At 67.0% G+C, this 25432-nt stretch carries 24 protein-coding genes and 1 riboswitch; of the genes, 15 read left to right on the top strand and 9 right to left on the bottom strand.

Annotated features, from left to right (window positions below; translation table 11 throughout):
• Positions 1-10 precede the first annotated feature (10 nt).
• Positions 11-1867 carry a thioredoxin domain-containing protein gene (locus CCK87_RS09490; RefSeq protein WP_086461128.1) on the top strand — a complete coding sequence of 619 codons (1857 nt, stop codon included), beginning with the start codon at positions 11-13 and terminating at the stop codon, positions 1865-1867.
• Here the strand turns inward: CCK87_RS09490 and galK are convergent.
• Positions 1841-3007: a galactokinase gene (galK, locus tag CCK87_RS09485; protein WP_086461127.1), complete on the bottom strand. Its 1167-nt coding sequence runs from the start codon at positions 3005-3007 to the stop codon at positions 1841-1843. The two genes, CCK87_RS09490 and galK, sit on opposite strands and share 27 nt — an antisense overlap.
• Positions 3004-4125: a galactose-1-phosphate uridylyltransferase gene (galT, locus tag CCK87_RS09480; RefSeq protein ID WP_086461126.1), complete on the bottom strand. Its 1122-nt coding sequence runs from the start codon at positions 4123-4125 to the stop codon at positions 3004-3006. Before galT ends, galK begins: the two co-directional genes overlap by 4 nt.
• Before the next feature lie 105 nt (positions 4126-4230).
• Between galT and CCK87_RS09475 the strand changes: the two genes are divergently transcribed.
• The gene (locus CCK87_RS09475) at positions 4231-5037 is read left to right on the top strand and encodes a DeoR/GlpR family DNA-binding transcription regulator (protein WP_086461125.1); all 807 of its coding nucleotides are present in this window, start codon (positions 4231-4233) and stop codon (positions 5035-5037) included.
• Here the strand turns inward: CCK87_RS09475 and CCK87_RS09470 are convergent.
• Positions 4996-5364: a rhodanese-like domain-containing protein gene (locus CCK87_RS09470; RefSeq protein WP_170927211.1), complete on the bottom strand. Its 369-nt coding sequence runs from the start codon at positions 5362-5364 to the stop codon at positions 4996-4998. The two genes, CCK87_RS09475 and CCK87_RS09470, sit on opposite strands and share 42 nt — an antisense overlap.
• 80 nt (positions 5365-5444) lie before the next feature.
• On the opposite strand from CCK87_RS09470, the gene CCK87_RS09465 reads away from it, so the two are divergent.
• Positions 5445-6014, top strand: a complete 570-nt coding sequence (locus CCK87_RS09465; RefSeq protein WP_086461123.1) for a molybdenum cofactor biosysynthesis protein — start codon at positions 5445-5447, stop codon at positions 6012-6014.
• A 12-nt stretch (positions 6015-6026) separates the two neighbouring features.
• Here CCK87_RS09465 and CCK87_RS09460 read toward each other — a convergent pair whose 3' ends face one another.
• The gene (locus CCK87_RS09460; RefSeq protein ID WP_086461122.1) at positions 6027-7460 is read right to left on the bottom strand and encodes an L-serine ammonia-lyase; all 1434 of its coding nucleotides are present in this window, start codon (positions 7458-7460) and stop codon (positions 6027-6029) included.
• A gap of 217 nt (positions 7461-7677) precedes the next feature.
• Here CCK87_RS09460 and CCK87_RS09455 point away from each other — a divergent pair, with 217 nt between their 5' ends.
• Positions 7678-9132, top strand: coding sequence for an MFS transporter (locus CCK87_RS09455; protein WP_086461121.1), 1455 nt, complete (start codon positions 7678-7680; stop codon positions 9130-9132).
• A 12-nt stretch (positions 9133-9144) separates the two neighbouring features.
• Here CCK87_RS09455 and CCK87_RS09450 read toward each other — a convergent pair whose 3' ends face one another.
• Positions 9145-9993, bottom strand: coding sequence for a pentapeptide repeat-containing protein (locus CCK87_RS09450; protein WP_086461120.1), 849 nt, complete (start codon positions 9991-9993; stop codon positions 9145-9147).
• A 188-nt stretch (positions 9994-10181) separates the two neighbouring features.
• Positions 10182-10928, bottom strand: a complete 747-nt coding sequence (locus CCK87_RS09445) for an SDR family NAD(P)-dependent oxidoreductase (RefSeq protein ID WP_086461119.1) — start codon at positions 10926-10928, stop codon at positions 10182-10184.
• A gap of 100 nt (positions 10929-11028) precedes the next feature.
• Here CCK87_RS09445 and CCK87_RS09440 point away from each other — a divergent pair, with 100 nt between their 5' ends.
• A complete protein-coding gene (locus CCK87_RS09440; RefSeq protein WP_086461118.1) occupies positions 11029-11865 on the top strand; it encodes a helix-turn-helix transcriptional regulator in 837 nt (278 codons plus the stop codon).
• A gap of 7 nt (positions 11866-11872) precedes the next feature.
• Positions 11873-11938, top strand: a riboswitch (guanidine-III (ykkC-III) riboswitch).
• A gap of 19 nt (positions 11939-11957) precedes the next feature.
• The gene (locus CCK87_RS09435; RefSeq protein ID WP_086461117.1) at positions 11958-12272 is read left to right on the top strand and encodes an SMR family transporter; all 315 of its coding nucleotides are present in this window, start codon (positions 11958-11960) and stop codon (positions 12270-12272) included.
• A gap of 2 nt (positions 12273-12274) precedes the next feature.
• Here CCK87_RS09435 and CCK87_RS09430 read toward each other — a convergent pair whose 3' ends face one another.
• From CCK87_RS09430 to CCK87_RS09420, 3 genes are read right to left on the bottom strand one after another with little or no spacing between them, the layout of a single operon-like run.
• Positions 12275-13288: a putative sulfate exporter family transporter gene (locus CCK87_RS09430; RefSeq protein WP_086461116.1), complete on the bottom strand. Its 1014-nt coding sequence runs from the start codon at positions 13286-13288 to the stop codon at positions 12275-12277.
• Positions 13285-14928: a phospholipid carrier-dependent glycosyltransferase gene (locus tag CCK87_RS09425; protein WP_249273802.1), complete on the bottom strand. Its 1644-nt coding sequence runs from the start codon at positions 14926-14928 to the stop codon at positions 13285-13287. Before CCK87_RS09425 ends, CCK87_RS09430 begins: the two co-directional genes overlap by 4 nt.
• 37 nt (positions 14929-14965) lie before the next feature.
• Complete coding sequence (locus tag CCK87_RS09420; RefSeq protein ID WP_086461115.1) at positions 14966-15391, bottom strand: GtrA family protein; 426 nt, start codon at positions 15389-15391, stop codon at positions 14966-14968.
• 77 nt (positions 15392-15468) lie between these two features.
• Between CCK87_RS09420 and rsmI the strand changes: the two genes are divergently transcribed.
• The 9 genes from rsmI (at position 15469) to CCK87_RS09375 (ending at position 25429) form a co-directional block, all read left to right on the top strand.
• On the top strand, positions 15469-16329 hold the full coding sequence (rsmI, locus tag CCK87_RS09415; protein WP_086461114.1) for a 16S rRNA (cytidine(1402)-2'-O)-methyltransferase: 861 nt from the start codon (positions 15469-15471) through the stop codon (positions 16327-16329).
• A 113-nt stretch (positions 16330-16442) separates the two neighbouring features.
• Positions 16443-18020, top strand: a complete 1578-nt coding sequence (gene metG / locus CCK87_RS09410) for a methionine--tRNA ligase (RefSeq protein WP_086461113.1) — start codon at positions 16443-16445, stop codon at positions 18018-18020.
• Between the two features lie 2 nt (positions 18021-18022).
• Positions 18023-18919 carry a TatD family hydrolase gene (locus CCK87_RS09405; RefSeq protein WP_086461112.1) on the top strand — a complete coding sequence of 299 codons (897 nt, stop codon included), beginning with the start codon at positions 18023-18025 and terminating at the stop codon, positions 18917-18919.
• Positions 18916-19797 (top strand): 16S rRNA (adenine(1518)-N(6)/adenine(1519)-N(6))-dimethyltransferase RsmA, encoded by an 882-nt coding sequence (gene rsmA / locus CCK87_RS09400; protein ID WP_086461111.1) that lies wholly within the window; start codon positions 18916-18918, stop codon positions 19795-19797. Before CCK87_RS09405 ends, rsmA begins: the two co-directional genes overlap by 4 nt.
• Before the next feature lie 101 nt (positions 19798-19898).
• Complete coding sequence (locus CCK87_RS09395) at positions 19899-20942, top strand: BMP family ABC transporter substrate-binding protein (protein ID WP_086461110.1); 1044 nt, start codon at positions 19899-19901, stop codon at positions 20940-20942.
• On the top strand, positions 20939-22486 hold the full coding sequence (locus CCK87_RS09390; RefSeq protein ID WP_086461109.1) for an ABC transporter ATP-binding protein: 1548 nt from the start codon (positions 20939-20941) through the stop codon (positions 22484-22486). Before CCK87_RS09395 ends, CCK87_RS09390 begins: the two co-directional genes overlap by 4 nt.
• Positions 22483-23523, top strand: coding sequence for an ABC transporter permease (locus CCK87_RS09385; protein ID WP_086461108.1), 1041 nt, complete (start codon positions 22483-22485; stop codon positions 23521-23523). The genes CCK87_RS09390 and CCK87_RS09385 overlap by 4 nt, the downstream gene beginning before the upstream one ends.
• A complete protein-coding gene (locus CCK87_RS09380; protein WP_086461107.1) occupies positions 23523-24443 on the top strand; it encodes an ABC transporter permease in 921 nt (306 codons plus the stop codon). The genes CCK87_RS09385 and CCK87_RS09380 overlap by 1 nt, the downstream gene beginning before the upstream one ends.
• Positions 24440-25429, top strand: coding sequence for a nucleoside hydrolase (locus tag CCK87_RS09375; RefSeq protein WP_086461106.1), 990 nt, complete (start codon positions 24440-24442; stop codon positions 25427-25429). Before CCK87_RS09380 ends, CCK87_RS09375 begins: the two co-directional genes overlap by 4 nt.
• Positions 25430-25432 lie beyond the last annotated feature (3 nt).

Below are 25432 nucleotides of genomic sequence, written 5' to 3'. Positions count from 1 at the left end.
GGAGCGCGGCATGGCGAACAGGCTCCGCGACGCGATCAGTCCCTATCTGCGCTCCCACGCGGACAATCCGGTGGACTGGTTCGCGTGGGGCTCCGAGGCGTTCGACGAGGCGAAGCGCCGAGACGTGCCGGTGCTCGTCTCGATCGGGTACTCCACCTGTCACTGGTGTCACGTCATGGCGCGAGAGTCGTTTTCCGACCCGAACCTCGCGGCGCAGCTCAACTCCCGATTCGTGGCGATCAAAGTCGACCGCGAGGAGCATCCCGAGGTGGACTCGGTGTATCTCGCCGCGGCTGCCGCGTTCACGCAGGGCCTGGGCTGGCCGCTGAACGTCTTCGTCACCCCCGAGGGCAAGGCGTTCTTCGCCGGCACCTACTCGCCCCCGGTGCCCATTCAGGGGCATCCGTCGTTCGCTCAGGTGCTCGACGCCGTCGACGACGCATGGCGATCGAGACGAGACCAGGTCGATCTGACGGCCGAGGCGATAACGGATGCGCTGGCGCAGTCCGCAGCCGCCACGCCCCGGGGCGCGTTACCCGCCGACGCTGAAAGCCGCTTGACGCAGGCGGTTCGAGAGCTCGAGGCCTACGAAGATACGACCTACGGGGGCTTCGGTGGCGCACCGAAGTTCCCTGTCGCTCCCGTGCTGTCGATGCTGCTTCGGCGGGGCAGCCCCCTCGCGGCGCGCACGCTCGTGGCCATGAGCCGTTCACCGCTGCGCGACCCGCTCGAAGGCGGCTTCTTTCGCTACAGCGTGAATCGTGACTGGAGCGATCCGCACTACGAACGGATGCTCTATGACAATGCGCTTCTGCTCGACGAGTACGCCAGGCTCGCCTCGGGCGACGATGACTCGGCCGCAGAGGCGCGTGACACCGCCACGGGAATCGCCTCGTTCCTCACCGCCGTGTTGCAGCAGCCTGAGGGCGGCTTCGGATCTGCGCAGGACTCCGAGAGCGTGATCGGCGGCTCGCGCAGCGAGGGCGGCTACTACGCCCTGGATGCCGCGGGTCGCGCCGCCGAGACGCCTCCTGCCGTCGACGCCAAGGTTCTCACCGGCTGGAACGGCCTGGCCATCGCTGGGCTCGCCCGTGCAGGATTCGCGCTCGATCGAGCCGACTGGATCGCGGCGGCGACGCGCGCCGCCGACTACTTGCTCGAGTCGCACGTGGCAGACGATGGCTCGTTGCTGCGCGCATCCATCGGTTCACGGCGATCGGATGCGGCGGCGACGCTCGAAGACTACGGCGCCTTCGCCGGGGGACTGCTGGCTCTGGCCTCGGTGACCGGGCGCGTGCATTACGCCAGCAGTGCGCGTCGGCTCATCGACTCGGTGCTCGACGCAGGTTTCGCGGCTCCGGGCGGGCGGGATGCGGTGTTGGCTGCTCAGAACATTGCGGCCGCAGTCGACACCGCGGAGGGTGCGTACCCGTCCGGAGTCAGCGCGGTCTGTTCGGCCGCGCTCACCCTGTTCGACCTCACCGGCGAGGCTCGCTACCGCGAGATCGTGTCGACCACGGTGGGCGGAGTCGCCGCTGAGGCGTTTCCTCGGCCCATCGGCTACGGTGCGACGCTTGAGCTCGTGCAGCGACTGCTCGCGCCGACCGAACAACTCGTCGTGGTGACGCCGGGAGCCGAGCCCGTCGCATCCGACCCGCTCGTCGATGTGGCGCGACCGAACACCGAGTCGCTGACCGTGGTGGTGACCGAGGCGCAGGCCCGAGAGTGGGCGGAGGCCGGATTCGGACTGCTCGAGGGGCGCGTGGCATCGAACGGTCAGAGCACCGCCTACCTCTGCACCGACTTCGTGTGCAGGCTGCCCTTCACGGATCCGGCCGACTTAGAACTCGCGCTTCGCCCCATCTGACGGCGTCACGGTGAAGATCTCCGGAGCGGTGAATCCCGCCCTCTCGAACGCGTCGCTGACTCGGGCCGTGACCTCGTCGACGAGCTCGATCGGTGTCAGGGCGATCGCCGCTCCGCCGAAGCCGCCACCCGTCATGCGGGCGCCGATGGCCCCGGCCTCGCGCGCTTCGACGACGGCGAGGTCGAGTTGTGGCACCGAGATCTCGAAATCGTCTCTCATCGAGACGTGCGACGCATCCAGAATCTCGCCGATGGCGAGCGGGCCGCTCTCGCGTAGAGCGCGCACGGTGGCGAGCACGCGCGCGTTCTCGGTGACGACGTGCCGAACGCGGCGGAACGTCTCGTCGTCCATGACCTCGCGCGCCCGGTCGAGGTCGGCCACGCCGACGTCGCGCAGGCTCTCGACGCCGAGAGCAGCGGCCCCGGCCTCGCAGGATGCCCGGCGGGCGGCATATCCGCCGGTCGCGTGGGAGTGGCTCACCTTGGTGTCGATGATGACGATCGCGAGTCCGGCGTCGGCGAAGCCCAGGTCGACGATCTCTGAGCGCAGCGAGCGGCAGTCGAGGAACACGGCTGAGTCGCGTCGACCGAGGAGGGATGCAGACTGATCCATGATGCCGGTGGGGGCGCCCACGGCTTCGTTCTCGGCCAGCTGGCCGACACGTGCCAGTGTCGGCCGGTCGAATCCGAGCTGCCAGCGTTCGTCGAGGGCCAGAGCAATGGCGCCCTCAATGGCGGCCGACGACGAGAGTCCGGCGCCGACAGGGACAGTGGAGTCGAGGTGTGCGTCGAAGCCGCGCTGCTCGGCGAGATCGACGCCGTTCTGCCCGAGGGCCCATGCGATTCCGAGGGGGTACGCCGACCATCCGTCGAGATTGTCGGGACCGACGGAGGAGAGCTCTACCTCGACCTCCTCGTCACTGAACGTGCTGGTGACACGCGCCGCGTTGTCGTCGCGCAGGCCGACTGCGGCCCAGGTGCGACGGTCGATCGCGAACGGCAGCACGAAGCCCTCGTTGTAGTCGGTGTGCTCGCCGATCAGGTTGACGCGGCCCGGTGAGGACCAGACCCCGTCTGCCGGGCGACCGAATTGGGCCTCGAAGTCGGTGGCAGCCTGGGTGGCGATGTCATCGTGAGTCATACGGGGTTCTCCTGGTCAGCGCGGGCGATCGCCTCGCGAACGAGTGCGGCAGATGTCTCCGGCGGCACGTCTCCGATGAAGGCGCCCATGGCGGCCTCGGAGCCGGCGAGGTACTTGAGTCGGTTCGCGGCTCGCCGGGGCGACGTGACCTGCAGCATGAGACGCACGTCGTCGCGGCCTTTGTTCACCGGCGCCTGGTGCCAGGCCGAGATATAGGGCGTGGGGGTGTCGTACAGGGCGTCGATGCCGCGCAGCAGACGCAGGTAGAGCACGGCGAGTTCGTCGCGCTCTTCGCTCGTCGTCGCTGCGAGGTCTGGGATGTGCCGGTGCGGCAGCATGTGCACCTCGATGGGCCAACGGGCCGCGAAGGGCACGAACGCCGTGAAGTGCTCTCCACGCAGCAGCACGCGCTCGGAGGCCTGTTCGCGCTCGAGGATCTGCGCGAACATGTCGGGACCGAACCTGTCGATCGAGTCGAGCAGCTTCGTGGTGCGAGGTGTCACGTAGGGGTACGCGTAGATCTGGCCGTGCGGGTGGTTGAGGGTGACGCCGATCTCGGCACCACGGTTCTCGAACGGAAAGACCTGCTCGATCGACGGCATGGCCGACAGCGCCGCGGTGCGCTGGGCCCACGCCTCGACGATCGTGCGAGCGCGCGATGGCGTCTGCGATGCGAAGGAGCCGGTGTGGGCGGGGCTGAAGCAGACGACTTCGCAGCGACCGACCGAGGTGCGTGTGCGTTCGAGCCCGAGTTCGGCGAGATCGTCGAGGCCACGCGGAGCGTTGTCGTCGACCAGCAGCGGCCCGAACGAGGGGGAGCGGTTCTCGAAGACCGCCACGTCGTAGACGTCGGGGATCTCGGAGGGGTTCGTCGGGGTCGCGGGTGCCAGCGGATCCGCGTCGTCGGACGGCAGGAACACTCGGTTCTGGCGCGCGGCCGCGATGGAGACCCACTCGCCGGTCAGGACGTCTTGCCTCATGCTCGCGGTCGCTGGGCGAGGATCGAGCACGCGCTCATCTGGCCGTCGCTCGGGCGACAGGGTGGTGTCTGCGTCATCGAAGTAGATGAGCTGACGTCCGTCTGCGAGCACAGTCTCTCGAACGGCGATGGTGGACATGGCGAGCCCTTTCTCGCGAGCGCGGGTCACACTCGGCGGCACAACAGGCGACAGTATTGCACGGCAAGAATTGACAAGCAATCGCAAATAAACGAAAGTGAGAGCATGGCCGATACCGAGTTCGTGAATGCCCCCGCTTCCGTGCGGCGTGCTCGCATTCTCGAGCTGCTGGCGACCGCAGGATTCGTGAAGGTCGCCGAGCTGAGCCCGGTGTTCGGTGTCTCCGAGGTGACGATCAGGTCGGATCTCGACTCGCTCGAATCCGAAGGCCGGCTCGATCGCGTGCACGGGGGAGCGGTCACATCGACATCGTCGCGGCGCACCGAGCCGGCCTTCGAAGAGGCGCTCGGCTCTCTCTGGGACGAGAAGCTGCGCATCGCCGCCCACGCCGCGGCGTTGGTCTCGTCTGGAGACTCCGTGATCATCGATGTCGGAACCACAGCCGCGGCGTTGGCCCGTGCTCTCGTCGATCGGGCCGAGCTGCATGACGTGGTGGTCATCACGAACGGGTTGAAGATCGCCCTCGAACTCGAGAGTGCCCTGCCCCGATTCACCGTGATCGTCACCGGCGGCACCCTCAGGGCGCTGCAACACTCGCTGGTCAATCCGATGGCCGATGGGCTCTTCGACACTCTGCACGCCGACATCGCCTTCATCGGCTGCAACGGAGTCGACGTGGAGCACGGCATCACGAACATCAACCTGCCCGAGGCCGAGATCAAGAGACGGATGCTCGGGGCGGCGACCCGACGGATCGTTCTGGCCGACGGGTCGAAGATCGGGCAGGTTCACCTCGGTCGAGTGTCACCCGTCGCGGGAATCGACAGCGTGATCACCGGAAGCTCGGCCCGCGCCACGCCGCTGGCCGGGCTACGCGAGGCGGGGCTCGAGGTAATCAGAGTAGAGGGGTGACCGCCCATTGCGGTAGGCGAGCTCGTCGAGGTCGATCGGTCGCTGTTCGCTGAGCCATTTCTCTCGACCCCCGGTGAGAACGGCGACGCGCTCGAAGCCGGCCTCGCGCAGATTGCGTGCCGACCCGGCCGCACAGAGACTGTCGCTCTCGTCGTAGACGACGATGGTGCTCGCCATCGCGTCGATGCGCAGCGAGAGCAGCCGCACCCTGTTCGCAGCCTTCACTATCGCCAGATTGTCTGCACCGAGGTGGTCGGCGAGCCACTGCGTCGACACGGTCGACGACGGCAGGTAGGGCCCGGGCGCGAGCGACGTATCGGTATTCACACGCATACGCTAACCCGAGCCACCGACAGCGCAGCCTCCCTCGTAAGCGGGGGTAATAAAGCCCGACTAGCCTGAACGGTGTGGAGGAAGAGTCCGGATCGAATCTCGCGTTCGAGTATCGGGTGCGCATCGAGCATCTGCTGGCCTCGAGCATCCATCGCTACGAGGGCCGCCCGTCTGATGGGCCGAGGCCCGCGGTTGGCGCGGAGGATGTCGAGCACGTGCGGATTCGAGCCCATCTCGGCATCGTCGGTGACCGGCACTTCGGCAAGGCGGCTCATCGCACGGCCTCGGTGACGATCATGGCCGTCGAATCGGTCGAGCACGTCGAACGGGCCCTCGGTCTCGCCAGCGCTCTCGACCCGCTCGACACGCGCCGCAACATCCTGATTCGTGGCGTCGACGTCGATCGGCTTCGGGGCGCCGACTTCTCGCTCGACTCGGGCCTGGGCCCGGTGCTGTTCCACGCCCACCGCCCGGCGAATCCGTGCGCGTGGATGGACGTGATGCTCGCGCCCGGTGCGCACAAGGCGCTTCGAGGTCGAGGCGGGCTGCGCTGCGAGCCTCTGAGCAACGGAGAACTCACGCGAGGGCCGGCTCTGCTGCGTTCGTCGGTGCGTCTCGATGACGGCGACGCCCGGCTGTTCTAGGGCGTCAGGCGATCAGCACTCGATGACGTTCACCGCGAGACCGCCCTCGCTCGTCTCCTTGTACTTGGTCGACATGTCGACCCCGGTCTGACGCATCGTCTCGATCACCATGTCGAGCGATACCAAGTGCGTTCCGTCACCGTTCATGGCGAGGCGGGCGGCGCTCACGGCGGTCGACGACGCGATCGCGTTGCGCTCGATGCACGGAACCTGCACCAGGCCGCCGACCGGGTCGCAGGTCAGGCCGAGGTGGTGCTCCATCGCGATCTCTGCGGCGTTCTCGACCTGGCGAGGGGTGCCGCCCAGCACGGCGCAGAGCGCGCCGCATGCCATGGCGCATGCCGACCCGACCTCACCCTGGCATCCGGCCTCGGCGCCCGAGATCGACGCGTTCGACTTGAAGAGCGAGCCGATGGCGGTGGCCGTCAGCAGGTAGCGGTGGATTCCCTCGCGATCCGCCCCGCGTACGAAGTCGAGGTAGTAGCGGCCGACCGCGGGAACGATGCCCGCCGCGCCATTCGTCGGTGCTGTGACGACGCGGCCGCCCGCCGCGTTCTCCTCGTTGACCGCGAGGGCGTAGGCGTGCAGCCACTCGGTGGAGGTGTCGTGGTCGCCGGTCGCGGTCTGGCGCTCGAGCTCGAGGCGCTCGCGGAGCCGGGTCGCCCGTCTGGGCACGTTGAGTCCGCCGGGTAGCGTGCCCGTTGCGGTGAGGCCTGCGTCGATACACGCCTCCATCGCATCCCAGATGCGATCGAGCTGCGCGCGCACGGCGTCCTCGCCGTGCAGCTCGGTCTCGATGCGCCAGGCGACCTCGGCAATGCTGAGGCCTGTCGACTCGCAGATCTCGAGCAACGCATCCGCGCTCGTGAACGACAGCGGATGCTCGACCAACGGAATGCTCGATGAATCCTCTCCGTCGCGCTGGATGAACCCGCCACCCACCGAGTAGTACGTCTCGCTGAGAATCGGAAGAGCATCGGAATCGCCCCAGGCGACGAGGCTCAGGGCGTTGGGATGGGCGGGCAGTCGCGTGTGCGCCTCGAACGAGATGTCCGATTGCTCCATGGCGATCGGATGGGTGCCGCCGAGGTCGATGGAGTTGCGGTTACCCCCGGCGGCGAGTTCGAGGAATCCGGCGTCGCGCAGGGCCGTGGAGCTACCGCGAACGAGTCCGGACCAGGCGCCGTGCACGAGTGCGGGGTCGCAGGTCTCGGGGTCGAGGCCTTGGAGCCCAGCGACGACGGCGTCGGGGGTGCCGTGGCCGAGGCCGGTTGCGCCGAGGGAGCCGTAGAGCGAGCAGGTGACGCTGCGAACGTCGTCGAGAGCTCCGGATGCGCGGAGACGGTCGACGAAATCGAGCGCGGCGCGCATCGGGCCGACGGTGTGCGAACTCGACGGACCGATCCCCACCGAGAACAGGTCGAAGAGAGAGACGTATGCGGTCACACCCAGACCCTAATCGCCCCACGGTGCGTGCACACCCGTGGCGCAACATCCTGGCCCTGCCCGCCGAAAAATCGAGCCCTCAACGCCCTGGATGGCATGAATCTGCGTGCGGATTCTAGACCTCGAGACGGTGCGATCGCATCGCCTCGGCAGTGAATTCTCGGAGTACTACTCTGTTGACGTTTGTCATCTGATTCGATGTTCGAAGGAGTTCACGATGTCGTCTTCTGCACCGGCCCGCGACAAAGACGGCGGCGTCCGCAGCCTCGTTCCGGCTCGCATGGACAGGCTTCCGTGGACGAGATTCCATTGGTCGATCGTGGTCGGCTTGGGTTTCTCGTGGGTGCTCGACGGGCTCGAGATCCAGATCGTCGCCTCGGCGGGATTCCAGAAAGACCTGGGGATGTCCGCCGCCGAGGTCGGCCTGCTCGGCACCGTCTATCTCTTCGGACAGATCGCGGGCGCCCTCATCTTCGGCCGACTCTCCGACAAGCTCGGGCGCAAGAAGCTCTTCATCCTGACTCTGGCGATCTATCTGGTGGCCAGCGGCATCGCGGGCCTCTCGCCGAACATGTGGTTCCTGCTCGTGTTCCGCTTCTTCGCCGGCATGGGCATCGGCGGCGAGTACGCGGCCATCAACTCCGCGATCGACGAACTCATCCCGTCGAAGTACCGGGGTCGTGTCGACATCGCGATCAACGGAACCTACTGGGGTGGCGCGGCGCTCGGATCGGCCGCGAACCTGTTCCTGCTGAACCCCGACATCTTCACTGAGAACATCGGCTGGCGGATCGGCTTCTTCATCGGCCCGGTGCTCGGACTCGCGATCATCTACCTGCGCCGACACATCCCCGAGAGCCCGCGCTGGCTGATGACCCACGGGCGCGAGCAGGAGGCCGAGTCGACCGTCGACGACATCGAGAAGACGGTGCGCGACCAGGGCGGCGACATCGAGCCCGTCGACGAGAGCAAGGCGATCACGGTCACGAAGACCGAGCGAGTTCCCTTCAGAACGATCCTGCACGTGCTCTTCAAGCTCTATCCGAAGCGCACCCTCGTCGGGGCCACGATGATGGTGACCCAGTCTTTTCTCTACAACGCCATCTTCTTCACGTACGCGCTGGTGCTGCAGAACTTCTACGGAACCTCTCCGTCGTCGACGCAGTACTTCTTCTTCCCGTTCGCGATCGGCAACCTGCTCGGCCCGCTGCTGCTCGGACACCTCTTCGACGTGTGGGGTCGGCGAAAGATGATCTTCCTCACGTACGGCGTCTCGGCGGCCGTGCTTGCGGCATCCGCTGTGCTCTTCAGCATGGACGTGCTGAACGCCACGACCCAGACCATCTTCTGGTGCGTGTCGTTCTTCTTCGCATCGGCCGGAGCATCCAGCGCCTATCTCACCGTCAGCGAGACGTTCCCGCTCGAGATCCGCAGCCAGGCGATCTCGTACTTCTTCGCGCTCGGCCAGATCGCCGGGTCGGTCGCCCCGCTGCTCTACGGAATTCTCATCGGCGACGGAACCGACCGCGGCCCCCTCACCTTCGGTTACTTCTTGGGGGCCGCGATCATGCTCGTGGGCGGTCTCATCGCGTTGATCTTCGGGGTGGATGCCGAACGCAAGTCACTCGAGACCATCACGAATCCGCTATCGGTCGTCAAGAACGACCGCTGAGCACGCTCGGGGCTAGCCCGGCCAGTGCTGCGGGCGCCGGAGAAAGTTAGGCAAGGCGGTCGACCGGTCGCCCTGAGCGGCATCGACCTGCATCTGCGTGAGAAAGAGAGCGCTCGAGAGGTCTGCGCCGTCGAGGCGCGCGTCGCGCAGATCCGCACCGAGCAGGTCGACGCTCGTCAGATCGGCGTGCCGGAGATCGGCGGCGATGAGGTAAGCGCCGCGGAGGTCAGCACCGCACAGGCGACGTGATCGCAGGTCGCGACCGACCAGGTCGGCCGACGGGTGCAGATCGCGGGGGACGTCTTGGGAGGCATATCCGCCGCGCACTTCTTCGCTCACCTCGATCAACAGATGCCGAACATCGGCGCGAAGACGCTCGACGTCGAACGCGAGGACACTCGACGCATCGCCGTCGAGCGTCTGCCGAATGTCGCCGCGGAGCTGCTTCACCTGCTCGTCGTGCTCTGATGCGGTCGTGCGCTCGGCCGCTTCGACGAGATACCAGAGCATCTCGTGCAGTTGCCGCGCGACGGCGAAGGTGCCGAACATGGCTGCGCTCGTATCGGGGCGTTCTCGCCAGCTCGTGCCGCCGAACAGGGTGCGGGACACGTATTGGCCCGCACCGAAGCAGTCGAACACAGTGCAGCCGCGAAATCCTCGCGGTCGCAAGGCGTCGTGGATGGAGCAGGAGAATGCCTCGGTGAGATTCGAGCACGGGGTTCCCGCGGGCTTGTCGAGCGGAAAGTCCGCGGATCTCTGGAACCCGAAGGCGGTGCAGCAGAGGGCGAAGCAGTTCGCGCAGTCAGCGCGAAGGGCCGACCGAGTGTCTGTGCGCGCGTCGGAAGAGTCGGTGGATGTCATCAGTGAGAGGTCTTTCTGAGGTGGTTTCGGAGGAAGGCCGGGGGGATGGGGAGCTCCACACGGAGCTCCCTTTCCGGCCACACGAAATCACCGGCCCTCGCGAGAGGAGCGAACGGATGTCGACGAATTGACTCCGGGTCACAGAGAGAAAGAGAGTTTCACTGAGACAAGCGTAACGCCGCCGTCGATCAGTGGCGAGAGCTGAGCAGGGCGAGCACGTCGTCGGTGCGTCCCTCCGCTTCGGCGAACCTCAGGAACCGCACGCGGTCTACGAGAATCTCCGACGCATCCGGATTCGCTTCGAGGATCGACATGGTCTCGTCGAGGAATTCCTCGACGGGCATGGCGTTCGGGTCGTCCTCCTGACCCATGAGGCTCGTGGCGACCGCCGGCGGCGCGAGCTCGAGAACCTCGATCGCCGTGTCGGCCAGTTGCACGCGCAGGCTCTGCGAGAACGAATGGATGGCGGCCTTCGTCGCGCTATACGTGGGCGTGGCCGGCAGCGGCACGAAGGCGAGGCCGGAGGAGACGGTCATGATCGTGGAGCTCGGACGCGTTGCCAGATGCGGCACGAGAGCAGCGATGAGTCGGATCGGGCCGAGCAGGTTCGTGGCGATCGTGCGCTCGGCGGTCTCGAGGAAGTCGGCCGTGTGCAGGTCTTCGAGCTCCATGATTCCGGCCATCAGGATCACGGTGTCGAGGTCGGGGTACTCGGCGACGACCTGTGTCGTCGCCCGTTCGATAGAGGAGGAATCTGCGGTGTCGATCTGCACTGCGTCGATTCCGGGATGCTCAGCAACGATCTGGTCGAGCAATTCGGTGCGTCGCCCTCCCACGATCACGTGGTTGCCGGCCGCCTGAAAGCGCAGGGCCAGGCCGAGTCCGAGTCCCGACGTGGCGCCGGGAATGAAGATGGTGTTTCCGGTGATGTTCATGACTCGACTCAACACCGATCGAGCACGACGCAGAAGGGATCGTTTGTCCATGGATTGTCAGTCCCTTGTTGCCGCGGGCACGCGCCGCCACGATGGTGACATGGACAGACCCGCACTCGCAGATTTTCTCCGGCGCCGTCGAGAGGCGTTGCAGCCGCGCGACGTCGGGCTGCTCGATGGTCCGAGGCGCCGCACGCCCGGTCTGAAGCGCGAGGAGGTCGCTCTTCTCGTGGGCATGTCTACCGACTATTACTCGCGGCTCGAACAGCAGCGTGGGCCGCAGCCATCGGAGCAGATGGTGGCCGCGATCGCTCGAGGGCTGCGGCTGACTCCCGACGAGCGCGATCACCTGTTCCGCCTGACCGGGCACAACGCGCCACGGCGCACACTGTCGGCTCAGCACGTATCGCCAGCGCTCATGCGCGTGCTCGACCGGCTCGACGACACCCCGGCCCTCGTTCTCTCAGACCTCGCGGAGACACTGGCCCAGAACGCCATGGCGACCGCACTGCTCGGAGACGAGACGCGGTTCACCGGTCTGGCGGCGAGCGCCGTCTACCGGTGGTTCACGGACCCCGAGGCGCGCAGCCGGTATCCCCACCGCGACCACGATCACCAGAGCCGCATCCAGGTCGCCGCGCTGCGCGCATCCGTCTCGGCCTCGGGAGACTCCGAGCGCGGCCGCGCGATCGTCTCCCAGCTGCTCTCGGCGAGCGAGGAGTTCGCCACGATCTGGGAACTGCACGAGGTGCGCAATCGCTTCGATGACCACAAGACGCTGGTGCACCCGGAGATCGGTGAGATCGAGGTGGACTGCCAGGCGCTGTTCACCGAGAACCTGTCGCAGACGCTGCTCGTGCTCACGGCGTCACCGGGCAGCGAGGCGGCAGAGAAGCTGGCCCTTCTGCGAGTGGTGGGCAATCAGACCTTCGCCTAGGCTGAATCGATGGCTTCCGATGGATGCCACCGGACGAGGGCGCAGTACCCGGAACGCGACAAGACTGACCACCACTAAGGAGTGGAACAGTCATGTCTTGGATCATCCTCGTCATCTCCGGCATCCTCGAGGCCGTGTGGGCGACAGCCCTCGGCAAGTCGGAGGGCTTCACGCGACTCTGGCCGAGCATCATCTTCGTCGGCGCGCTCGTGCTGAGCATGGCCGGCCTCGCCTACTCGATGCGCGAGATTCCCGTCGGAACGTCGTATGCCGTGTGGGTCGGCATCGGCGCAGCGTTGACGGTGGGCTACGCGATGTTCTTCGGGGGAGAGGGCGTCTCTGTGGTGAAGCTGCTTCTCGTGCTCGGCATCGTGGCCTGCGTCGTGGGACTCAAGGTGCTGCACTGAGGTCAGCGCGTCGTCACCCACACAGCCACGACCGACATCGCGGCGATGAAGACCCACGAGCCGAGTCCCACGATCAGGGCCTTCCAGCCCGTGCGCGCGAGCTCGGTGAACCGGATGCCCGTGCCGAGTGCGAAGAGGGCCGTCGCGAGCAGGGCCGTCTGCAGCACGTCGGCCACCTCTAGCACCTCGGCGGGCAACGGAACGAACGTGCGCACGAGCACGGCCGCCAGGAATCCGAGCACGAACAGAGGAACGATGGGTGGGCGCTTTGACGGCGCCTCGTCGGAAGAGAGCGGGGCGCGGCGACGCTCCACCGCGCCCACGATGGCGACCATCGGGGCGAGCGTGAGAACGCGGGTGAGCTTCACGACCACGGCTGCGGCGAGCGCTACCGGCCCAGCGATCTGGGCAGTCGCCACGACTTGACCCACGTCGTGCACGCTGAGCCCGACCCAGGTTCCGAACTCCGTGGCGTCGAAGCCGAGGGGTATGCGGGCGAGGGGAAGCAGCACTATCGCGAGGGTTCCGCACAGCGTGACCAGAGCGACGGGGGTGGCGCTCTCGGAATCCTTCGCGCGCGTGACCGCGCTCATGGCTCCGACGGCGGATGCACCGCAGATCGAGAACCCGGCGGCGATGAACAGAGGCTGGTAGCCGGGCAGACCAAGCATCCGGCCGAGGAGAAGGGTGACGCCGAAGGTGAGGACCACCACGAGAACGATGGCGATGATGGTGACCATGCCGAGGCCGGCGATGTCGACGAGGCTCAGCTTGAGGCCGAGCAGAACGATGCCGATGCGGAGCAGTCGCCGAGCGGAGAGCGAGAGTCCTGCCTTCAGCGGGCCGTCGAGTAGGGGGCGCAGCGCCGGAATCTGGGCGACGACCATGCCGAGCGCAACGGAGACCGTGAGCAGGGGAAGACCGGGAAACGCGAGGTGCAGCAGGAACGCCACTGCCGCGGCGCCCGCCGCAACCAGCATGCCCGGAGCCCAGGCAGGAAGGGTGTGCCTCGTCATCGCCAGGTCGGCAGCCAGTAGTGCAGTGACAGCAGCCAGCCGGGAATCTCCTGCGCTGTCCACACGGGATAGAAGAACGCCGTGACGGCCGAGCAGATGATGAGGAATGCGATGACGGCGCGCACGCCGCCCACACGCATCCACCGTGGGTCTGTGCGTTTGCCCAGCGCCAGGCCGATCACGAAGACCAGCCCGAGAATCAGATAGGGCTCGAAGGCGATCGTGTAGAACTGGTAGATCGTGCGGTTCACGTAGAGCAGCCACGGCAGGTAGCCGGCGACCATACCCATGAGGATGAACCCGACGACCCACTCGCGTTTGCGGATCAGGCGGTAGACGAGATAGAGCAGTGCAGCCGTTCCCGCCCACCAGATGATGGGGTTGGCGATCGAGGTGATGTTCTCGTAGCAGGTATCTGCGCCGCAGCCGCCCTGACCATTCTCGAGGGTTCTGATGTACATCTGCGTGGGGCGGATGAGGAACAGCCACGAGAACGGATTGGCCTGGTAGGGGTGGGGCGTGTGCTCGTTGACGTGGTAGTTGTAGACCGCCGCCTCGAGGTGCCAGAAGTTCTGCGCCCAGTTGGGCACCCAGGCCAGCGGGCCGGTCCAGTACTCGCCCGAGGTCTGCACCCACTGCCGGTACATTCCGCCCGAGGTGAGGAACCAGCCCGACCAGGTCGAGAGGTAGACGACGACCGCGATCGGTACGGTGAGCAGGAACGTGACCGGGCCCTGCTTGAGGATCGCGCCGGCGGCCCATAAGGGCAGGCCCGCGCGGCGGCGAGCGACCGCGTCGACGACGACGAGATACACGGCGAACGCGGCGAGAAAGTACAGCCCCGACCATTTGACGCTCGACGCCAGACCGAACAGGATGCCTGCGGCCAGCACCCAGGGACGCCACCAGAGCGCGGGCCCCCAGCGCGCGACGCGGCCGTGCTTCTCGGCCGTCATGAGTTTCTCGTCGAGCCGCCTCGCGTGCCATTCGCGATCCATGAGAACGGCGGCGACTCCGGCGAGCGCGATGAGAGCGAAGATGCCGTCGAGCAGCGCGACCCGGCTCATGACGATGGCGTGGCCGTCGATGGCGATGAGAAAACCGGCGACCGTCGCGAGGAAGGTCGAGCGGAACAGCTTCTTGGCCACGAGTGTGGTGAGCAGAACGAGCAGGATGCCGCACACGGCAACCGAGATGCGCCAGCCCACGCTCGAATCGGCACCGAAGACGGCGAGGCCGAGCGCGATCACCCATTTGCCGAGAGGCGGGTGGACGGCGAATGAGCCCTGCTGAAGAAAACCGTCTGTGTCGCCTGCGTTGAACGCTTCGTCGGCGTCGGCCGGCCACGTCGACTCGTAGCCGTTGCGCAGAGTCGTATACGCGTCTTTGACGTAGAACGTCTCGTCGAAGACCAGCGAGTGCGGATGCCCGAGATTGACCAGGCGAAGGATGGCGGCAAGGAGGGTGACGGCGATCGGTCCGCCCCAGGCCCAGAGCCGCTGTCGGCCAGGCGTGGAGAGCATGCGGCCCCACCACTCGTCGAGTCGCGAGCCGATGGGCTCGGGCTGCGCCGCCGCTTGCAACTCGGTCTGCGCCGCCAGCGTCTCGTCGAAGTCGATCGGGGTGCGGGGGTCGGTCACCTGCACAATCGTAGGTGCCGCCGCCGACGCCGCCGAATCATGCGTCGGCGGCACCCGTCGTTCGAAAGACCCAGAAGCGCATCCCGAGGTAGATTCCGGTCGCGACAATCACGATGGCGCCCAGCTGCACGACGAGAGCGTTCCACCCGATCAGCTCCACGAACAGGGCGAGGATCGCGACGTTCAGGGCATAGCCGGCGATGTTCACGACGATGAACTGCAGGACTGAACGACGGGTGTTGCCCGAGTGCCGAAAAGTGAAGGTGCGGTTGGCCAGGTAGCTGACGACCATGCCGGTCGCGTACGTGATCGTGGCCGCGCCGATCGACGGCATGCCCGCCCGGGTCAGGGCCACGAAGATGCCGTACGACAGCAGATTGTTGAGGCCGCCGATCGCGCCGAAGCGGAGCACGGGGCTGTGCCACAGTGTCTTCGCGAGGGAGCGTCGGTCTGTTTCCATCATCCGTGCCCTCCTCTCTCACCGCCGCCCGATGCTACCCGACCGCGATGCGAAGCCCCGCCGGTCGATACGCTGAGGCAATGATCATCCTCGCGGGCACGCCCATCGGCAATCTGAAGGATGCGTCGGTGCGGCTCGTCGAGACGCTCGAGGCCTGCGAGCTCATCGCCGCCGAAGATACCCGCGTCGCCATCAAGCTGCTGCGCGCCCTCAATCTCGAGAACCGCCCGCGCCTCGTGGCCTTGCACGATCACAACGAGAGGGAGAAGGCGGCGGAGCTCGTGGAGTTCGCCCGCACCGCCGACCTCGTCGTGATGAGCGACGCCGGCATGCCGACGGTGTCCGATCCCGGATTCCACCTGGTGGCCGCCGCCGTGGCCGCGGGTGTCGAGGTCACCGCGATCCCCGGCCCATCCGCCGTGCTCATGGCGCTCGCGGTCTCGGGCCTGCCCACAGACCGGTTCACCTTCGAGGGCTTCCTTCCCCGTAAGCAGGGCGAGAGGTTGCAGGTTCTGGGCGCTCTCGCCAGGGAACCGCGCACCATGGTCTTCTTCGAATCGCCCAACCGCATCGCAGCGTCGCTTGCCGATATCGCCACAGCGCTTGGCGCGGACCGACGCATGGCCGTCGCCCGCGAGCTCACGAAAATGTACGAGCAGGTGAAACGCGGCACGGCATCCGAGGTGCAGGAGTGGGCCGAGGCCGGGGTGAAGGGCGAGATCGTAATCGTCGTGGCCGGCGCCGAGCCGCTCGAGGTCGACCTGGCCACCGGGGTGACCCAGGTGCTCGAGCTCGTCGCCGACGGCACGAGACTGAAGGATGCGTCGGCCGCTATCGCCGAGGCCACGGGCCTCTCGCGGCGCGAGCTCTACGAAGCGGCGCTGGCGCAGCGCACGGGGCGTACCCCCGCGAACGAACAGGCGCAGCTGCCGCGTCTGTAGGCGTCGGTGGTCTCGATACGCTCGTTCCTCGCTACTCGACCAGCGCGGGGCGGGTCACGGGCGCGGGTGTAACAGGGGAAGCGCGGCCGAGTCGCGCCTTTATGATGGGGAGCATGTCCGACGGCTCCTCGTTTTATATCACCACGCCTATTTTCTACGTGAATGACGTGCCCCACATCGGGCACGCCTACACGGAGGTGGCCGCCGACGTTCTCGCGCGCTGGCACCGCCAGGCGGGCGACGACACCTGGTTCCTCACCGGAACCGACGAGCACGGGCAGAAGATCCTGCGCACGGCTACCGCCAACGGCGTCACGCCCAAAGAGTGGGCCGACCGCCTCGTCGAGACCGCGTGGCAGCCCCTGCTCAAGACGATCGACATCTCGAACGACGACTTCATCCGCACGACAGACGAGCGCCACGAGGTCAACGTGCAGCTCTTCCTTCAGCGCCTCTTCGATGCCGGGTACATCTATACCGGCGAGTACGAGGGCTACTACTGCGTGGGCTGCGAAGAGTACAAGGCCGACAGTGACCTCGTCGACGGAACGGGCGAGTACGAGGGCCAGAAGGTCTGCGCGATCCACTCGAAGCCCGTCGAGCTGCTCAAGGAACGCAACTACTTCTTCAAGATGAGCGAGTTCAGCCAGCGGCTGCTCGACCTCTATGAAGAGAACCCGAACTTCATTCAGCCCGAGAGCGTGCGCAACGAGATCGTGTCGTTCGTGCGCCGGGGGCTCACCGATCTGTCGATCTCGCGCCAGACCTTCGACTGGGGCATCAAAGTGCCGTGGGACGAGTCGCACGTGGTCTACGTGTGGTTCGACGCCCTGCTGAACTACATCACCGCCGCGGGCTACGGCCACGACGACGAGGCGTTCGCCCGCCGCTGGCCCGCCACGCACATCGTCGGGAAAGACATCGCGCGCTTCCACGCCGTGATCTGGCCCGCGATGCTCATGGCCGCCGGGCTCGAGGTTCCGAAGCAGGTCTTCGGCCACGGCTGGCTGCTCGTCGGCGGCGAGAAGATGTCCAAGTCGAAGCTCACGGGCATCGCCCCGAACCAGATCACCGACACCTTCGGTTCCGACGCCTTCCGCTACTACTTCATGCGTGCCATCAACTTCGGTCAAGACGGCTCGTTCAGCTGGGAGGACCTGTCGGCCCGCTACCAGGCCGAGCTCGCGAACGGCTTCGGCAACCTCGCGTCTCGCGTGATCGCCATGGTCACGCGCTACTTCGACGGCGTCATCCCCGATGCCGGGGTTCTGGATGCGCCGGACCAGGCGATCCGCGACACCGAGGTGCGGGTGACGGCCGCCGCCGATGCGGCCATCTCGCGACTCGCCATCCACGAAGCCATCGCGGCGATCTGGCAGCTCGTCGACGAGCTGAACGGCTACATCACCCTGCAGGAACCGTGGGCGCTGTCGAAAGACCCGGCGAACCGCGAGCGGCTCGGAACCGTGCTGAACACGGCGGTGCGCGGAATCGGAACTCTCGCTGTTCTGCTCTCGCCCGTGGTTCCCGTGGCCTCGAGCAAGCTCTGGACCGCCTTGAACGGAGCGGGCGCGGTCTCCGACCAGCCCATCCGCTCGGCGTTCGATTGGGCCGGGGGCACGACGGTCTCCGCGCTCGAGCCGCTCTTCCCGCGCATCGAGACGAGCGAGACCGACGGGTCGGCTGCGTAGTCGTGCCTACCGACCACAGCTACCCGCCGCTGCCCGAGCCCCTCGTGGTGGGCGTGTACGACAACCACACGCACCTCGATCCGCCCCCTTCGACAGGCTCAGGCAACGAGGAGAGCGAGGGGTCCGAGCGCGAAGTCCTCGACTACCTGGAGCAGCTCGACCGCGCGTCGAGTGTCGGCGTGCGCGGAGTCGTTCAGGTCGGCGGCGACATCGAGTCGAGCATCTGGGCGGCCGAGCAGGCGGCTCGGGAGCCCCGGATGCTGGCTGCCGTCGCCATCCACCCGAACGAGGCGCCGCGCTACGACGAGGCGGGCCGGCTCGATGAGGCCCTCGCCGTGATCGCCGAGCTCGCCACACGCCCGCGGGTGCGGGCGATCGGCGAGACAGGCCTGGACTTCTTCCGCACACCGGAAGAGGGACGTGCTGCCCAGTTCAGGTCGTTCGAGGCGCACATCGAGATCGCCAAGGCGAACGGACTGGCCCTCCAGATCCACGACCGTGACGCGCACGACGACGTCATCGAGACCCTTCTCCGCGTGGGCGCGCCGGAGCGCACGGTCTTCCATTGCTACTCGGGCGACGGCGCGATGGCCCGCATCTGCGCCGACAACGGCTGGTACATGTCGTTCGCCGGAACCGTGACGTTCAAGAACGCCGAGAATCTGCGCGACGCCCTCGAGGTCGCCCCGCGTCAGCTGCTGCTCGTCGAGACGGATGCGCCGTTCTTGACGCCGACACCGTTGCGCGGGCGGCCGAACGCTCCGTATCTGCTGCCGCACACCCTGCGGTTCATGGCGTCGCATCTCGGCACCGACGTGTCGATGCTCGCCGCACAGATCACCTCGAACACCGAACTCGTCTACGGCACCTGGGATTCAGAGCCGGTGACGGCCGAATGACGACCTCGCTCCCTGGGTCTGTCGGAGGGCAGCCCGACTCCAAGCTCCTCGGCCCCGCGGAGATCCGTGACCTGGCGGAACTGCTCGACCTGACACCCACGAAGAAGCTCGGCCAGAACTTCGTGATCGACGGCAACACCGTGCGCAGAATCGTGCGCGTGGCCGGAGTGCAGCCAGGAGAGACGGTCGTCGAGGTCGGGCCCGGCCTCGGGTCGCTGACCCTCGGCATCCTCGAGACCGGGGCGTCGGTCGTCGCCGTCGAGATCGACAAGAGGCTCGCCGCTCAGCTGCCCGACACGGTTCGCGCTCTGCAGCCGAACGCCACGCTGACGGTCGTGCGCGACGATGCCATGAGCATCCAGAGCCTGCCCGACGAGCCCGTGCGACTCGTCGCCAACCTGCCCTACAACGTCTCGGTTCCGGTTCTGCTGCACTTCCTCGAGCACTTTCCTTCTATCCAATCGGGTGTCGTGATGGTGCAGGCGGAGGTCGGCCATCGGCTCGCCGCCGTTCCCGGATCGAAGATCTACGGCAGCCCGAGCGTGAAGGCGGCCTGGTACGGCGACTGGAAGACGAGCGGCAACGTGAGCCGGCAGGTGTTCTGGCCCGTGCCGAACGTCGACTCCGTGCTCGTCTCGTTCCATCGCCACGAGACGCTGCCCGACACCGAAGAGGTGCGCGTGCGCACGTTCGACGTCGTCGACGCGGCATTCCAACAGCGCCGCAAGATGCTGCGGCAGTCGCTCATCCCCGTCTTCGGAGACACGCAACGCGCACAAGAGGTGTTGGAGCGCGCCGACGTCGAGCCCACGATGCGCGGTGAGGCGCTGACGATGCAGGATTTCCACCGCATCGGTCGCGCCGCCCTCGCGGACTGAGCACTCGTCATTACCGCCCGTGACGCGGAGGTAAATCGCCGGGCGGATCGCTTGCTAGCGTTGGATTGCACTCCCTCCCGACAGCAACCCTGGAGACACCTATGTCCACTCTCACCCGGCGCATCGGCGCCGTCGCCCTCACGGCCGCGCTCGTCGCGGGCGTCTCCGCGTGTTCGACGTCGTCAGGCTCGTCGTCAGACGAATCGGCGGGGGACAAGTCGATCATCCTGATCACGCCGACCGCCGTCGGATCGAACAACTTCCTGAAGCTCGCCGTCGAGGGTGCGAAGGCGGCCGGCAAGGCGAACGGTGCCAAGGTCGACGTCTACGAGAGCAAGGACCCGGCGTCGATCCAGCAGAACATCGACGAGGCAGTTCGCGCCGCACCCGATGTGATCATCGGCGTCTCGTTCAGCGTGCTCGATCAGGTCACCTCCGCAGCCGCAGACAACCCCGACCAGCAGTTCCTGCTGATCGACACCTCGGCTGAGAAGCCCACCGACAACCTCACCGCCGCCGTGTTCAAGGAATACGAGTCGAATTACCTCATCGGCGTCGAGGCGGGCCTGCTCACCCAGACGAACAGCATCGGCGCGATCGGCGCGCTCGACACTCCGTTCATCCACCGCTGGATCGACCCCTACTTCGCGGGCGCCAAGAGTGTGAACCCCGATGTGAAGACCACCCAGCAGTACGTGGGCGGAGACAACCCCTTCGGAGACCAGGCTCGCGCCAAGGCGCAGGCTCAGATCATCGCCGACTCCGGTGCCGACTACGTGAACGCGGCCGCTTCGGCCGGAAACCTCGGCGTGTTCGAGGCCGCCGCCGCCGGCAGCTTCAAGGCATTCGGCGTCGACGCGAACCAGTGCCTCGAGTCGCCCGGGAACGTGGTCGACAACTCGATCAAGCGCGTCGATATCGCGGTCGAGAACGCGGTGAAGGACATCTTCGCCGGCGACGGAGGCGGCTTCAAGTCGTACGGCCTCGCCGAGGGCGGCGTCGGAGTGACCGGCCTCGAAGACGACGTCGCGTCGTCGAAGTGCCTGATCGCCGATCACCCCGACGTGATCGAGAAGGTCAAGGCCGTTCGCGATCAGATCATCTCGGGCGAGATCGTCGTCGAGGATCCCCTCACCGCCGGATGAGCACTGCCGCGGTAGAGCTGAGAGGAATCAGCAAGAGGTTCGATGCCGTCGTGGCGAACGACGGCATCGACCTCGTGCTGGCCCGGGGCACCGTGCACGCGGTGATGGGCGAGAACGGCGCGGGCAAATCGACGCTCATGTCGATTCTGTTCGGCCTGGTGCGCCCCGATTCGGGCGAGATCATCGTCGAGGGAGAAGCCCGCTCGTTCTCGAGCCCTCTCGACGCCATCGCTGCAGGCCTCGGCATGGTGCACCAGCACTTTCGCCTCTTCGACTCCATGACCGTCGCCGAGAACGTTGTCTTCGGCGCGGAGCCGACGCGCGGTGGCCGCATCGATCGCGCAGCCGCGGCCGCCCGGGTTCTCGACCTGGCCGAGCGCTACGGGCTCGACACCGACCCGCAGGCCAGGGTCGGAGATCTCTCGGCGGGTGCACGTCAGCGCGTCGAGATTCTCAAGGCGCTGCACCGCGACGCACGCATCCTCATTCTCGACGAGCCGACCGCCGTGCTCACCCCCTCGGAGGTGACCTCGTTGTTCACCGTGGTCCGGCGGGCAGCAGAGGCGGGCACGACGGTGGTTCTCGTCACGCACAAGATCCAAGAAGTGCTCGACGTGTCGAGCGAGGTCACGGTGCTGCGCGACGGCCGTGTCTCGGGCCGGTTCGTCACCGCCGAGACGACGTCGGCCGAACTCGTTCGAGCAATGACCGGCCGCGAGGTCGAGATCGTCGCGAACCCGGGCACCGGTTCGCTCGGCGACACCGTTCTCGAGGTCGAGGGCGTCTCTGTCGCGGAGGCGCGGGTGGAGCGCGTGTCCAACGTCTCGCTGTCGGTACGACGCGGTGAGATCGTCGGAATCGCCGGCGTCTCGGGCAACGGGCAGCACGACCTCGTCGCCGCGATCCTGGGCACGACCGCTGTCTCGGCCGGTCGCATCCGGCTCGGTGGCGACGACGTCACCGGCGCACCCGTTGCCGCGAGACGCGCGGCCGGGCTGGCCGTGATTCCCGAAGACCGCCGGGGCGAGGGCAGCGCGGTGACCATGTCGATCACCGAGAATCTCTCGCTCGGCCACCACAGACAGCCGCCGATCGGCCGGCCGAACGGCTTCGGCAGGGGCTGGATGTCGCTGGCCGGGGCGCGCAGACGCGCCAGCGAGCAGATCTCGTCGTACGACATCCGCACCTCGGGCGAGAAGCAGCCTGTCGGGTCGCTCTCGGGCGGAAACGCTCAGAAGGTCGTCATCGCCCGCGAGTTGTCGTTCGAGGCGCCGCTGCTCATCGCCGAGCAGCCGACCCAGGGAGTCGATGTCGGAGCAATCGAGGCCATTCACGGTCGCCTGCTCGACTACCGAGCCTCGGGCCGAGGCATCCTGCTGGTCTCCCACGAGATCTCTGAACTGCTGGCCCTGGCCGACCGCGTGCTCGTGATGTTCGCGGGCGAGATCGTGGCCGAGTTCGACCGCACGCAGGCGAGCGCCGAGCGCATCGGCGCGGCGATGGCCGGAGCGGCCGCAGCGGCCGGCGAGGAGTGGACAGCATGATCGCGCGCCTGACCCGTCACCCCGCCGTGGTGCCCATCGGCGCCGTCGTTCTCGCGATCCTCATCGGCGCGGTCATCATCCTCCTCGCGGGACTCAACCCGATCGACGCCTACGCCGCTGTGCTGCAGGGATCGCTCGATCCGCGCAACCTCGACTACACCTTCGCCGTCTGGGGCTTCATCTGCGGAATGGGTCTCGTCGCGGCCATCCCTCTGCGCATGGGCGAGTTCAACCTCGGTGGAAACGGCCAACTCGTGCTGGGCGGCATCACCGCCTACGTCGTGGCCAGTCAGCTCGGTCTGCCCGGAATCGTCGCTGTGCCGCTGGCCCTGATCGCGGCGATGATCGTCAGCGGCGGGTTCGCCGCCGTCTCAGCGCCTCTGGCCACGCGCTTCGGCATTCCGATCATCATCTCGACCCTGCTGCTGTCTCCCGTGGCCGTCGCCGTGGCGTCGTACCTCGTGCGCTTTCCCCTCGCCGAGAAGGGCTCCGGAAACGCGCAGACGCCCGTGCTGCCCGAAGATGCCCATATCTGGAGCCTCGGCGATCTGCGCTACACCTCGGTGGGTCTGCTGCTCATCATCGCTGTCATGGTGATCTTCTATGTCGTGGATTCGCGCTCGGCCGTGGGCTTCGAGTTGCGCGTCACGGGCGCCAACCGTCGCTTCGGTGAGTACGCGGGGCTCAAACCCGGGCGACTCGCGTTGGGAGCCATGGGTTCGGCGGGAGCGGTCGCCGGCCTCGTCGGCGCGATCATCGTGCTCTCCTCGCCCTACCGTTTCATCGACGGGGCGCTCATCTCGCCCGGCTACACGTTCGCCGGCCTCGCAGCGGCGCTTCTCGCCGGAGGGCGCCCGGCGCTCGTTCCGGTGACCGCGATCCTGTTCACGATTCTGCAGGTCGGGGGAGCGAGCATGGAACGCACGGCCGAGGTGCCGAGACAGCTCTCCGATGTTCTGCAGGGCGTGGTCATCGTGATCCTCGCATTGCGCGTCGTGCTCGACGCGCGGCGAGCCGGCGCGGGGAAGGACAGCTGATGAGCATCTTCGAGTGGAGCTTCGTCGCGGCCGTTCTGACCAGCGCGACGCCCATCCTCTTCGCCGCCCTCGCCGGGGCGCTGTGCGCGCAGGCGGGCGTCTTCAACATCGCCCTCGAGGGTCAGATGCTCTGGGGTGCCTTCGCCGCCGTCGCGGGCAGCTACTACACGGGCAATGCGTGGGCCGGTGTGCTCATCGCCGTGCTGTCGACCGCGCTCTACTCCGTGATCCTCGCGGTCGGAGCCGCGCGATGGAAGGCCGATCCGATCATCATCGCGATCGGCACGAATCTGCTCTCTCTCGGACTCACGGGCTTTCTTCTCCGTGTGCTCTTCGACACCTCCGGATCGTTCGCTCCCCAGGGCCTCGCCGGCATCGGCACCATGCCGTTCCTCGCCGGAATCCCCGTGATCGGCGACGTCTTCGCAGGCCAATCCGTGCTGGTGCCGCTCGCGTTCGTCCTTATCGTCGCGGCGGGTCTGTGGCTTCGGTTGACGCCCGGCGGTCTGCGTCTGCGCGGCGTGGGCGAGCATCCGGATGCCGCGGCCACGCTCGGCATCGGCGTCGCTCGGTACCAGACATGGGTCACCATCCTGGGTGGCGGACTCTGCGGTCTCGCGGGGGCGCAACTGTCGCTCGGCAACGTGACGCTGTTCACCGAGAACATGACGGCGGGCCGTGGCTGGATCGCCGTCGCCGCCGTGATCCTGGTCGCCAACAAGGCGTTCTGGCTGCCGGTGGCCTGCCTCGGATTCGGCGCTGCTGAGGCCCTCGGATTCCGTCTTCAGGGCATCGGCGCACCGCAGCAGCTCACCGACGCGGCGCCGTACGCCATCACCCTCGTCGTTCTCGTGATCATGCGCATCGTCGTCACCAGGCGCCGCGCGAACACCCTCGTTCCCAAGGAGACCCAGGCATGACCGCAGCAGATCAGAACGACGTTCGTCACATCATCGTCGACACCGACACGGGCATCGACGACGCCCTCGCGCTCCTCTACCTGGCAGGCCGAGAAGACGCGGAGATCTCGGCGATCACCAGCGTCTACGGCAACACGCCCGTGGAAGACGCCGTGGCCAACATCGCTCGGGTGTTGAAGATCGCCGGCCTCGAGGACACGCTCGTGGCGCGGGGCGCCGACGGCCCCATCAACGGGGAGCCCCGCATCGCCGGTCACGTGCACGGACACGACGGGCTGGGAGACCTCTATAGCGAGAAGCTGACGCCGCGCAATCTGTCGCCCCTGTCGTCGGCCGAGCTTCTCGTCGAGCTGGCCCGGTCGCGCCCCGGTTACTACGATCTGCTGCCGATCGGCCCGCTCACCAACGTGGGGCTCGCCCTCGAGATCGAACCCCAGCTACTCACGCTGTTCCGTTCGACCGTCATCATGGGCGGCTCGGGGCCGTTCCCGCCGCTCGGCACCGTTCAGATGGTCGACGCGAACATCCACAACGACGCCATCGCCGCAGCCCGCGTGTTCGCCGCTGAACGCACGAACCTCGTGATGGTGGGCGTGAACGTGACGGCGGGCACGATCGTCGACGAGGCGGCCGTGCAGTCGCTGCATCGAGCGGGAACGGAGTGGGCCACGTTCTCGGCCGACATCCTCGAGGCGTACATGGACTTCTACCAGTTCTCGTGGGGACGCCGGGTCTCGCCGGCTCACGACGGGCTGGCCGCAGCATTGCTCGTTCAGCCCGAGTGGATCACGTCGTCGGTGTCGGGACCGGTGAACATCACGACCGACGGCTTCGCCACGCGCGCGCACCTGGTGCGCACCGACGAAGGGCTGCCCGTGAGCTGGCCGGTCACGCCGGCCCCTGACACGCAGGTTGTGCTCGATGTCGACAGGCAGGCGTTCCTCGCCGACTTCGTCTCGGTGCTGGCGGGACTCGGCCGCGCGTAGCCT

It is taken from the genome of Agreia sp. VKM Ac-1783, from assembly GCF_900177765.1.
GTDB lineage: Bacteria > Actinomycetota > Actinomycetes > Actinomycetales > Microbacteriaceae > Agreia.
The sequence above is the reverse complement of the archived record's forward strand: the minus strand, read 5'-3'. Positions and strand labels throughout refer to the sequence as shown.

Bases quoted from the DNA above. Each gene is read 5' to 3' on its own strand.
- CCK87_RS09430 (WP_086461116.1), bottom strand. From the start codon at position 13,288: ATGACGAGGCACACCCTTCCTGCCTGGGCTCCGGGCATGCTGGTTGCG.
- CCK87_RS09375 (WP_086461106.1), top strand. From the start codon at position 24,440: ATGACCGCAGCAGATCAGAACGACGTTCGTCACATCATCGTCGACACC.
- CCK87_RS09455 (WP_086461121.1), top strand. From the start codon at position 7,678: ATGTCGTCTTCTGCACCGGCCCGCGACAAAGACGGCGGCGTCCGCAGC.
- galT (WP_086461126.1), bottom strand. From the start codon at position 4,125: ATGTCCACCATCGCCGTTCGAGAGACTGTGCTCGCAGACGGACGTCAG.
- CCK87_RS09435 (WP_086461117.1), top strand. From the start codon at position 11,958: ATGTCTTGGATCATCCTCGTCATCTCCGGCATCCTCGAGGCCGTGTGG.
- CCK87_RS09385 (WP_086461108.1), top strand. From the start codon at position 22,483: ATGATCGCGCGCCTGACCCGTCACCCCGCCGTGGTGCCCATCGGCGCC.
- metG (WP_086461113.1), top strand. From the start codon at position 16,443: ATGTCCGACGGCTCCTCGTTTTATATCACCACGCCTATTTTCTACGTG.
- CCK87_RS09475 (WP_086461125.1), top strand. From the start codon at position 4,231: ATGGCCGATACCGAGTTCGTGAATGCCCCCGCTTCCGTGCGGCGTGCT.
- CCK87_RS09450 (WP_086461120.1), bottom strand. From the start codon at position 9,993: ATGACATCCACCGACTCTTCCGACGCGCGCACAGACACTCGGTCGGCC.
- galK (WP_086461127.1), bottom strand. From the start codon at position 3,007: ATGACTCACGATGACATCGCCACCCAGGCTGCCACCGACTTCGAGGCC.
- rsmI (WP_086461114.1), top strand. From the start codon at position 15,469: ATGATCATCCTCGCGGGCACGCCCATCGGCAATCTGAAGGATGCGTCG.
- CCK87_RS09395 (WP_086461110.1), top strand. From the start codon at position 19,899: ATGTCCACTCTCACCCGGCGCATCGGCGCCGTCGCCCTCACGGCCGCG.
- CCK87_RS09445 (WP_086461119.1), bottom strand. From the start codon at position 10,928: ATGAACATCACCGGAAACACCATCTTCATTCCCGGCGCCACGTCGGGA.
- CCK87_RS09390 (WP_086461109.1), top strand. From the start codon at position 20,939: ATGAGCACTGCCGCGGTAGAGCTGAGAGGAATCAGCAAGAGGTTCGAT.
- CCK87_RS09490 (WP_086461128.1), top strand. From the start codon at position 11: ATGGCGAACAGGCTCCGCGACGCGATCAGTCCCTATCTGCGCTCCCAC.
- CCK87_RS09440 (WP_086461118.1), top strand. From the start codon at position 11,029: ATGGACAGACCCGCACTCGCAGATTTTCTCCGGCGCCGTCGAGAGGCG.
- CCK87_RS09420 (WP_086461115.1), bottom strand. From the start codon at position 15,391: ATGATGGAAACAGACCGACGCTCCCTCGCGAAGACACTGTGGCACAGC.
- CCK87_RS09380 (WP_086461107.1), top strand. From the start codon at position 23,523: ATGAGCATCTTCGAGTGGAGCTTCGTCGCGGCCGTTCTGACCAGCGCG.
- rsmA (WP_086461111.1), top strand. From the start codon at position 18,916: ATGACGACCTCGCTCCCTGGGTCTGTCGGAGGGCAGCCCGACTCCAAG.